Genomic DNA, 10,440 nt, shown 5'->3' with positions numbered 1-10,440 from the left:
ACTGATCTACGAATAAGATTGATCCCTTAATAGATAAAAATGGCATTAAACTTTAAAGGAAACAGCAATGTGAATGAGAGCTGCGTTTATAGCCACCTATTGCCATCTTCTACAGCATTTAAAGCAGCATCTTTATTTTATTCATTTTAGATAATATATAGAACACTTATTCATACTCATCAGTCCATAATCATTGTTCTAATATATAACGAAGTGTCATAATATTGACTCGACACTGATTTGAAATTTCTATAGTTATAGTCAGTTAACTCGTTATTTGATTTGTCATATACTGAAAGGGACATTCTATTCATGTCTATAAACTCAGAAATGAAAGCTACAAGCAACAGAAACTCCCCTCGTCGAATTTTATTTGCAAGCCTTATTGGACCAACAATTGAATTCTTCGATTTCTATGTCTTTGGCACTGCCGCAGCTCTTATATTTCCTCATGTGTTTTTTCCAACACAAAATGATCAGACTGCCATTTTACAATCTTTCCTAATATTTGGAGCAGCCTTTTTTGCCCGCCCTTTTGGATCAGTTGTTTTTGGACATTTTGGGGATAAAATTGGAAGAAAAGCAACACTTATTGCTTCTCTTCTCACAATGGGTCTTTCAACAGTCATTATTGGTTTTCTTCCTACTTATGAAATAGCAGGGTGGTTTGCCCCTTTCCTCTTAACCTTGTGCCGTATTGGACAGGGAATGGGATTAGGAGGAGAATGGGGAGGCGCTGTTTTGCTCGCAACAGAAAATGCCCCTCCAGAAAAGCGCGGCTGGTATGCGATGTTCCCCCAATTAGGCGTTTCAATAGGTTTGTTTTTATCTATTGCTGTTTATTTAGCTCTGTTGCATTTCCTTGATCGTGCGGAACTTTTAGCTTGGGGATGGCGTATTCCTTTTATTGCTTCAGTTGTTTTTATGATTATAGGGTTATGGGTCCGTCTTTCAATTAATGAAACTGTTCAATTCAAAAAAACTCTTGAAAGTAAAGAACATGTCAAAGTTCCTATCATAGATGTCTTTTTAAAATGTCCACGAATCCTATTTCTTGGAATATTCTCTGGTATGGCAACTTTTGTTTTGTTTTACTTGGTTACTACATATTTGTTAAGCTATTCAACAAACCATCTGCAATTGCCATTTCATCAAGCTCTTCAAATCGAAATTGTCGGTGCTATTTTTTGTGGGATTTTTACTGTCATCACTGGAAAACTCGCTGACCGTATTAGACGTAGAACTTTGATGATTTGGATTACGATCATCACCGGTATTTATTCTTTCGCAATTCCTTATTTCTTAAATTCTGGAGTTATAGGAGTTCTTGCAATGTCTGTCATCGGTTTGTCTCTCATGGGAATGATATACAGTCCTCTTGGTGCTGTTTTGGCTTCACCATACCCAACAGCAATTCGATATACCGGTTCTTCTATCACTTTCAATTTATCTGCTATCATAGGAGCTTCTCTCGCGCCTTATATTGCAGAATATCTGGTGCAACATTTCGATACATCTTATATCGGTTATTATTTGCTTCTTGCTTCTTTTATTTCACTGATTTGCTTCGTCGGATTTACAGATGATGAAATATCCAACTAAAATATAATAACGAAGAATAAAATAAGGACTGGCGGCAAAAATGCTGCCAGTTTTGTTTTTAAAGATAGGGGTTGAGGTATTTTCCACCACAATATTCCCGCAAACAATGCACTCAAAAAGAAAAATAAAAAATCTGCAATATTACTGATATAAGCAACAGCAAACATTTTTGATAAGATATGCGTTGTCCCCAACCACGAAACGCAAAAGAAAGCCAACATCACAGCCCATAAAACAAGCAAAATTCGATCAATAATCATCATCATGGCGTTTCATTTTTTTAATTATAGTCCATATCTTTAGCATGCCTAAAAGAAAAATCACAATAAAAACCCAACGCCCTCCCCCTGATCCTTCCGCAATAAAAAGTTCTGGATTTACTATTCCCACCAATCCTATAAAAATCAGAATAACAGATACGAGACGCATTAAACCTGTTTTTCCCAGCGACGATCTTCAGTCTGTTGCCAATACGTTAAATTATGATTTTCCATTTTATATTTCTTCCACTGTGCACGAACGAGATTCAACTGCTCTTCACTTCTACCATCAAATATCACGACAAGCCGTTGATAAGCATCAATGTCCGAACAAACCGCTCCCTCTATGAGAAAACGAATCTTTGAATTATTTGGATTTTCTTGTCCTGTCGTAAGAAATACAGGCTGAAAGTTTGAATATTGATCACACTCAGTTCCATGTCCAATAAATGATTCATCAGCATAAACCCATAAATGTATATCTATAGAATCGCGTTGCTCTTTACTCACACATTGTATTGTTACTTTACCAAAATGAGCCACTGCACGCTCCACAAGCGTCGGCAAAATATCTTTCAGCGTTGACTGCGTCAAATGATAGAATAAAATATCCAACCTCTTAAGCCCTCATCACTTTTTATAAAAAAGCTAACATCTTTTTTTAAAAACCTTCTATATCCCTAATACAAAGGAAACGGTTCAAGATATAAATCTCTTTTGGTTAAGCTGCATTCTTTTTTCGCACATGTCTTTAAAAGACAAAAATTTTTATTTTCAACGTTAATAAAAAAGTTTTTTAAGTTATTTTCTAAATTCTTCTAGATTCTTTGTAGACTATAGTTGAAAATAAAATATAATGTACGGAAAATTTAAAGAGGACCTCATAGAAAATTTTATATTATTTATTTGGTAAAAATATCCAATTCATGAAAGGATATTTTTTCGAACTTTATTACATTTTAACCGAAAGCAGTAAATATTTGCTATCGAATTAAAGACTGAGGATTTTTCCCAATTTATGCGTATTATTGAGTTCTACATCCTGAAACGTGTCCTTGTTTTGTTTAGTTCTGTCATGATTGCAGCAGTGGGCGTTAGTTGGACTATACAAATTCTTGCACGGATAAACTTTCTCACAACAAGTAAACAAACACTCCTCACAGTCTTACAATTTTCACTCTCATTGGTCCCTTCTGTTATTTTTCTTGTCATTCCATTTGCATTAGTGATCGCAGTTACAACTATCCTCTCAGCAATGCATCAAGACTCAGAACTTGCTGTCATCAATGCCTCTGGTTTTCCTAAAAGTACTGTTTGGAAACCTATCCTTCTTCTTGCTATTGTTGCATCCTGTATCTCCTTTTCTATAGCTAATTTTGTTGTTCCTCAAGCGCGTCTTCATATGCGACAAATGCTAGCAAGTGCTCATTTTGATCTTATTAATCTATTCATTAGTGAAGGGAGCTTTCAAAAACTTGCCAATAACCTTTACATAGAAATTGGAGAACGAAATCCAAATGGAACACTTGAACGCCTTTTCATTGCCGACCAACGTGATCCTACGACTGATCTTTTTTATTATGCAACAGACGCATCCATTGTGAGCAATAAAAATGGCAGTTTTCTGGTTCTCAATAACGGTGAAATAGAAAGAGTTAACCATCAAAATAACAGCGTTTCAATCGTTCAATTTAGCTCATACACCTTTAGCCTAGGGGAGTTTATCCCCAGTGATAAAACACCTACTCTTTATCCAAAAGATCGGTCTCTTTCTTATTTACAAAACCCTGATCCACAAGATCCCTACTATCAACGAAAACCACTCCAATATAAAGCTGAATTTCACCGCAGGTTAACACAATGGCTCTACCCTATTGTTTTTTCACTTATTGCATTAGCAGCGGCAGGGGATGTACGCTCCCATCGACAAGCTCGTCATTCCGCAAATGTCTCGGCAATTGCCCTTTCTTTTCTAGTGTATTGGATAGGATATTTTTTCGCAGAAAAAGCAAAAAGCGATCTTGCATATGTTCCTCTCCTTTATATTATACCCATAGGAACAAGTGCATTTGTCTTTTTTATGCTTTTAACGAATCATAAAATTGGGCTTCCCACAAAAGTTAATGAGATACTTCAAATCGCTTTTCAAAAAATAATAAACAAATTTGAACATCGAAAATCTCAAGATTCCTCGGATAAAATATCATGATTGGGTGGACACTTGGACGATATTTTTTTACACGTTATCTTAAAATAACTTGTTATTTCTGGGGAAGCATTTTTATTCTTGCTCTTTTAATCGATTTCACAGAGAATTCCGGTAGGCTATCTTCCCTTCCGCATTATACAGCAAAAGATGCATTTTTCCTCTCTGTTTTACGCATCCCTTTTATCATGCAACAACTTATCCCTTTCATTGCACTCTTTTCTGCAATGGCTACACTTATCTCGCTCAACAAAAAACTTGAACTTGTGGTGACGCGTTCAATCGGTGTTTCTGCATGGCAATTTCTTATGCCAGCTTGTTTTGGAGCTTTTCTTTTGGGATTATTTTCAATTCTTCTCATTAATCCACTTGCTGCATGGGGATTTTCTCAAGCAGAAAAAAAGATGACTGAATGGCGCAATCACAATGTACTAACACCTCTTCACAATACAAGTATCCACTGGTTAACACAACGTACAAATTTAGGCAGAACAACCATTGGTGCCAAATCTATCACCGATCAAGGACTTTCTCTTCTCGATGCAACCTTTGTACAATACAATGACAATGCAACCGTCAAAAATTGGATTAACGCCCCAAAAGCAACCTTGACTAATGGATTTTGGCTATTAACAAATGGAACAATCTATAAAATAGGGCATCCTCCTGAAAAATTTACCGTGTTGCAAATAAAAACCAATCTAAAACCTGAATTTTTAACGGAACGTTTAGTGAATCCCGCAACTATTCCATTTTACCAATTGCCAAAAAAAATTATGATTGCACGTTCATTTGGCTATTCTGCTCATAATTTTGATATGTATTTCCAATTTTTGATTGCATTACCGGCATTGCTTGTGGCAATGACCCTCATTGCAGCAACTGTATCTTTAAATTTTACACGTTTTGGGCAATCTAGAATGTTGATTCTTGGTGGCGTAATAGCTGGGTTTATGCTTTATGTTATTTCCGTACTTGTTCAAGCTTTTGGTAATGCTGGATATATTCCACCAATTATTGCAGCTTGGACACCCGTTGTTATTGCGTTATTCTTAGGAATCTCTTTTTTACTTCATAAAGAGGATGGCTAAGTGAAAGCATTAACACTTAAAAAAACTATTTTAACAAAATTAAGTGCTCTCGCTTTTAAAAGTGTTATGGGGGTTATGTTAGGAGGTGCTTTGTCTTATTGTGCGCACGCTCAAAGCCTTCTATCTCCTTCTCAAAGTCGCATTCAAAATCCGGAACCTCCTCTTTTGCTCTCTGCGGATGAACTCATCTACAATCGTGATGAAAACACTGTTTCTGCACACGGTAATGTTCAAATCGAATATGATGGCAATAAAGTTGTCGCTCAAAAAATTATTTACAATCAAAAAACAGGACGGCTTATAGCACAAGGGAACGTTGAAATTACTCAAAAGGATGGTAATAAAATTTATTCCAACCAAATTGATATGACCAAAGATCTTGGCGAGGGTTTTGTAAACGCCTTACGTATTGATACAGCCAACAATGTTCACTTTTCAGCCCAAAATGCTACACGCAAACACAACCACATAACAGTCTTTGAAAATGCAACCTATACAGCCTGTGAACCTTGCTCTTATAAACCAGATCGAGACGTCCTATGGAAAATTAAAGCAAGAAAGATCATATGGAATAATAGCATCAAAAAAATTCGGTTTGAAAATAGCAGTTTTGAAGTTTTTGGTGTACCGATTATAAAATTTCCAAATTTTGAGATCTATGATCCAACTGTCAAGCGTGCTAGCGGTCTGCTTACTCCTCATTTTTTTTATACTGATTATCTCGGTATGGGGATAAAGAATTCTTATTTCTGGAATCTCGCCCCCCATTATGATTTTACCCTTTCTTCCACCATTTATACCCAACAGGGGCTTTTAACCGAAGGGGAATGGCGTCAGCGTTTAAAAACAGGACGTTATAACATTCGCTTTGCTCATATATATCAAATGAAACCGCATAGATTTGATAATGATACGATTGATGCCCAACATAAAAACCGCTATATGCTGGCAACAAAGGGGGATTTTCGTATTAATTCACACTGGACTTATGGATGGGATATTCTTGCACAATCAGATCGGCATTTTAGTCGTGCCTATAAAATTGAAAACTATAACAATCCTACACAACTTTCTCAGGTCTATCTGAATGGTCTTGCAGGAAAAAATTATTTTGATATGCGTTTTTATCATTTTAAAGTTCAAGATTCAATATTGAATGATCCTCATTATGAACGTCACTCTCGGCAAGCGTGGGTCTTACCACACATCGATTATTTTTTCACACCAGATGAACCCATTTATAATGGAGAGCTCACCTTCCATAGTAATATGCAATCAGTTTATCGTCGCCATGCTGACTTCAGTTCACCCGACCAGAACGGAAACCCTCTCAACATAGTAAGACTTTCTGGTATGGCTGGAAATAGTTTGCGTTTAACAAACGAGCTTCAGTGGAAAAAGCGCTTCAACACGCACAACGGACTCATCTTAACCCCTCTTCTCTCTCTACGAGCTGATATCATTACAACTAATGCAAGCGAAAATCACACAGATTCTATAGAAAACAATGTGTTATCAGAAGTTCGTGGTTCAGCAATTCGTGGCATGGCAACAGCAGGGCTGGAACTACGCTATCCCTTTCTCATTACAGCTGATCATTCTACACATATCATAGAACCAACCGCACAAATTTTCATACGCAATAATGAACAATATATCGGACAAATTCCTAATGAAGATGCTCAAAGCTTTGTATTTGATGCAACCACTCTCTTTCAACGGGATAAATTTTCTGGTTATGATCGTGTAGAAGGCGGCACAAGAGCCAATATAGGTTTAAGATATTCTGGAAGTTTTAATGACAATTGGTCTCTTTATGGTCTCATTGGACAATCCTTTCATCTGGCAGGAAAAAATTCTTTTGCAGAAAAAGACTTTGTTAATGTAGGTATCCATTCTGGCTTAGAGGAAAAACGTTCAGACTATGTTGCACTGTTTGGTGCAACCCATAAAAGTGGTTTTTCCTTAGAAACGCGTGGACGCTTTGACAAAAAAACAGGAAAAATCCGCCGTAGTGAAATCGAAGCATCACAAAAATGGCAAAATTTTTGGGCGGCTCTACAATATGCCTATATCGCAAAGCAACCAGATTATGAATATTCTCAAGAGCGCCAAGAAATTTCTTTTCAAACAGGACTTAAATTAGCAGATTATTGGTCTATTAATAGCAACGCCGGTTATGATTTAGTATCTGGTACATTTATAAAGCGAGGAATTAGCTTGAATTATACAGATGAATGTTTCGGGCTAACATTCGGTTATCAACAGGTAACGAATCCAGGGAGAAAAGCACCCTTGCAAAACTTTAATTTTTCTCTTTCATTGCGTACAATTGCAGATATAGGAAAAAAGATAGATTAATTTATAAAGGGAATGTATCAGTCATTTAACTTATCATTGTTTTTATGAAAGAAAGCGTGTATTTTAAGTTGTTGATGAGAATTAATAAACAATGCGAAAGCCTATTTACATGAATAAATTAAAAAAGCGTTTTCTTGCTTTATTTTATATTGCGTCTTTGAGCGTAAGCAGCCTGCTCATAAATGGATTTTTGATTCCGGCAGTCTTTGCGCAGACTTCTATTGTTGTTACAGTTAATGGAAACCCCATCACAAATTATGATATACAAAGACGCCTTGCTTTTCTCAGGCTACAACAAAAGCAAGGCAATTTGGTGGCACAGGCTAAAAAAGAGCTGATTGACGAAAAGCTAAAAAATATTGAAATAAAACGTCTTAATATTGAAGTAAGCAATGATGAAGTTGATAGAGCTTTTGAGAATTTTGCGACACAAAATAATATGACGATTGATCAGCTCAACCAGATTCTGATCCAAACTGAGATCACTGTGCAACACTTCAAAGATTACATCCGTGGACAAATAGGATGGGGGCGTCTTGTTAGCGCACGCTATCAAGCTGAAACAGGTATGATTAGCGAACAAGAAGCTGTACGCAGAATATTAAAAAATGGTGGTGTCAAACCTTCAACAAACGAATATACATTACAGCGAATTGTTTTTGTCATTCCTGCACATCGTCGTTCAGAGATCTTCGAAAAACGTCAAAGAGAAGCAAGTAATTTTCGCGCACATTTCCGTGGATGTGCCAATGCTCACAATCAAGCAAGAGGTATTTTAGACGTTACTATCCGCCACTTAGGAAAGTTTCTGGAGCCACAACTTCCTAATGCATGGGAACAAGCTATTCTTGAAACGCCTGCTGGAAAAATGACAAAATTACAAGAAACATCTGATGGAATCGAAGCAATTGCTGTCTGCAAAATAAAAAGAGTTTCTGATGATTATGTCGCTCGACTGATATTTTCTCTTCAAGATAGTAAAAAAAGAAGCCCGCAAAAACTTGAAGAATTAAGCGACAAATATTTAGGAGAACTGCGGCGAGGGGCACGCATTCAAAATTCATAATGGCTGCTCTTATTGTTAGCGGTGGTGATCCTGCCGGAATTGGTCCTGAAATAGTACTAAAAACGTGGAATTTGCGTGTTACGCGCCAAATTCCACCTTTTGTACTTCTTGCTGATCCAGATGTTATTCGTTCGCGCGCTCGTTTTTTACAGATTGATGTTGAGGTGCAATCTGTTTTAATCAATAATCCTGCAAAAAATTTTCAAAATGCTCTTCCTATCATCCCGTTAAAAAACAAACAAAGTGATCAATTAGGTATACCTTCATCGAATAATGCTGCTGGAATTATTGAAGCAATTAAACGCTGTGTTCAATTGATTCAAAGGGGCCATGCATGTGCACTTATCACTTGTCCTATTGCAAAAAAGAATCTTTATGATGCCGGTTTTCAATTTCCAGGTCATACAGAATTTTTAGCCGATTTAGCCCATAAAGCTTTTCATAAATGTTATCATCCCGTTATGATGTTAGCAGGACCCCGATTAAAAACAGTACCAATAACTGTTCATATTCCATTTAAAAATGTTCCTTCGCAGCTTACCCGTGATTTAATTATTCAAACGGTACTTATTACTGAATGTGACTTAAAAACACGTTTTAAAATAACGTCACCCCGACTAGCTGTTGCTGGTCTTAATCCTCATGCTGGAGAAGGAGGTGCAATGGGAAAAGAAGATATTGAAGTTATCACTCCTGCTATTGAATATCTTAAAAAGAAAGGACTCAATATTACAGGCCCGCTGCCTGCCGACACAATGTTCCATGAATGCGCAAGAAAGGCATATGACGCTGCCATTTGTATGTATCATGATCAAGCCCTTATCCCTGTTAAGACATTAGACTTTGATAGCACTGTTAATGTCACATTAGGTCTACCTTTTATTCGCACATCTCCAGATCACGGAACTGCTTTTGACATTGCTGATAAAGGGATAGCCTCTCCTGAAAGCTTTATTGCTGCTCTTAAACTTGCAAATCAACTTGCAAAAAATAGTTTAAACCCATGCCAATAGATAATCTCCCCCCTCTGCGTGAGGTCATTGATATATATGGATTACAAGCGCATAAATCCTTGGGGCAGAATTTTCTTTTTGATCTTAATTTAACATCTAAAATTGCTCATCAAGCAGGCAATATAGAAGGAAAACCTGTTCTTGAAATTGGTCCTGGTCCTGGAGGTCTCACACGTGCCTTGCTAGCAAAGGGTGCCATTGTAACAGCAATAGAACGCGATGAGCGCTGCATACCGGCTCTTTTAGAAATAGAAAAACATTATCCTCAAAAATTAAAAATTATTTGTAATGATGCACTGAAGCAAGACTTCTCAAAACTCTTTGAAACAAGCCCAGAAAAGCCTCGCATTATTGCAAATCTTCCTTATAATATTGGGACACAACTCTTACTAAATTGGCTTTTGACTGAACCATGGCCTCCTTTTTATGAATCAATGACATTGATGTTTCAACGTGAAGTTGCCAAACGGATTACAGCTAAACCTCAATCTGCTCACTATGGACGTCTTAGTGTCTTAACTGGCTGGCGTACCGCTGCTAAAATTGCTTTTGATGTGCCCCCTCAAGCCTTCATACCAATACCTAAAGTAACGTCTTCCGTTGTTCATATTATTCCGCGAACACAACCTCTTTCCTGCTCTGCACAAAAACTAAGTCTCGTCACAAAAACCGCCTTTGGGCAAAGACGAAAAATGCTTCGTCAAAATCTCAAAACACTTGGAGGTGAAGTGCTGTTAGAAAAAGCTGGAATTGATGGAACGCGCCGTGCTGAAACACTCTCGGTTTCCGAATTTGTAACTTTAGCGCATCTAGTGCTCTAAAAAATGCATTTTTTGTTATG

Annotated in this window: 10 protein-coding genes; 7 read left to right on the top strand and 3 right to left on the bottom strand. The window is 37.0% G+C overall.

Features of this window, described 5'->3' with window-relative positions; all coding sequences use genetic code 11:
- Positions 1-312: 312 nt before the first annotated feature.
- Positions 313-1,602 carry an MFS transporter gene (locus tag ACFILW_RS00890; RefSeq protein WP_375622182.1) on the top strand — a complete coding sequence of 430 codons (1,290 nt, stop codon included), beginning with the start codon at positions 313-315 and terminating at the stop codon, positions 1,600-1,602.
- On the opposite strand, the gene ACFILW_RS00885 is transcribed toward ACFILW_RS00890, so the two are convergent.
- The 3 genes from ACFILW_RS00885 to ACFILW_RS00875 are packed head-to-tail and all read right to left on the bottom strand — an operon-like array spanning position 1,599 to position 2,477.
- Entirely contained in the window at positions 1,599-1,862 is a 264-nt protein-coding gene (locus ACFILW_RS00885) for a hypothetical protein (RefSeq protein ID WP_375622330.1), read from the bottom strand. The genes ACFILW_RS00890 and ACFILW_RS00885 overlap by 4 nt on opposite strands.
- The gene (locus tag ACFILW_RS00880; RefSeq protein ID WP_375684929.1) at positions 1,852-2,031 is read right to left on the bottom strand and encodes a hypothetical protein; all 180 of its coding nucleotides are present in this window, start codon (positions 2,029-2,031) and stop codon (positions 1,852-1,854) included. The genes ACFILW_RS00885 and ACFILW_RS00880 overlap by 11 nt, the downstream gene beginning before the upstream one ends.
- A complete protein-coding gene (locus tag ACFILW_RS00875) occupies positions 2,031-2,477 on the bottom strand; it encodes a DNA polymerase III subunit chi (protein ID WP_375622184.1) in 447 nt (148 codons plus the stop codon). The genes ACFILW_RS00880 and ACFILW_RS00875 overlap by 1 nt, the downstream gene beginning before the upstream one ends.
- A gap of 403 nt (positions 2,478-2,880) precedes the next feature.
- Here ACFILW_RS00875 and lptF point away from each other — a divergent pair, with 403 nt between their 5' ends.
- The 6 genes from lptF to rsmA all read left to right on the top strand — a co-directional run bounded on the left by lptF (position 2,881) and on the right by rsmA (position 10,420).
- Positions 2,881-4,071, top strand: coding sequence for an LPS export ABC transporter permease LptF (gene lptF, locus ACFILW_RS00870; RefSeq protein ID WP_375622185.1), 1,191 nt, complete (start codon positions 2,881-2,883; stop codon positions 4,069-4,071).
- On the top strand, positions 4,068-5,159 hold the full coding sequence (lptG, locus tag ACFILW_RS00865; RefSeq protein ID WP_375684928.1) for an LPS export ABC transporter permease LptG: 1,092 nt from the start codon (positions 4,068-4,070) through the stop codon (positions 5,157-5,159). Before lptF ends, lptG begins: the two co-directional genes overlap by 4 nt.
- Positions 5,160-7,520 carry an LPS-assembly protein LptD gene (locus ACFILW_RS00860; RefSeq protein ID WP_375622187.1) on the top strand — a complete coding sequence of 787 codons (2,361 nt, stop codon included), beginning with the start codon at positions 5,160-5,162 and terminating at the stop codon, positions 7,518-7,520.
- Positions 7,521-7,629: 109 nt separating this feature from the next.
- Positions 7,630-8,586: a SurA N-terminal domain-containing protein gene (locus ACFILW_RS00855; RefSeq protein ID WP_375622188.1), complete on the top strand. Its 957-nt coding sequence runs from the start codon at positions 7,630-7,632 to the stop codon at positions 8,584-8,586.
- Positions 8,586-9,599, top strand: coding sequence for a 4-hydroxythreonine-4-phosphate dehydrogenase PdxA (gene pdxA / locus ACFILW_RS00850; RefSeq protein ID WP_375645776.1), 1,014 nt, complete (start codon positions 8,586-8,588; stop codon positions 9,597-9,599). Before ACFILW_RS00855 ends, pdxA begins: the two co-directional genes overlap by 1 nt.
- Positions 9,590-10,420, top strand: coding sequence for a 16S rRNA (adenine(1518)-N(6)/adenine(1519)-N(6))-dimethyltransferase RsmA (gene rsmA, locus ACFILW_RS00845; protein ID WP_375622190.1), 831 nt, complete (start codon positions 9,590-9,592; stop codon positions 10,418-10,420). Before pdxA ends, rsmA begins: the two co-directional genes overlap by 10 nt.
- Positions 10,421-10,440: the final 20 nt, after the last annotated feature.

The sequence above is a fragment of the Bartonella sp. TT110JLCBS genome (genome assembly GCF_042193405.1).
GTDB lineage: Bacteria > Pseudomonadota > Alphaproteobacteria > Rhizobiales > Rhizobiaceae > Bartonella.
This window is presented reverse-complemented; position numbering and strand designations above follow the sequence as displayed.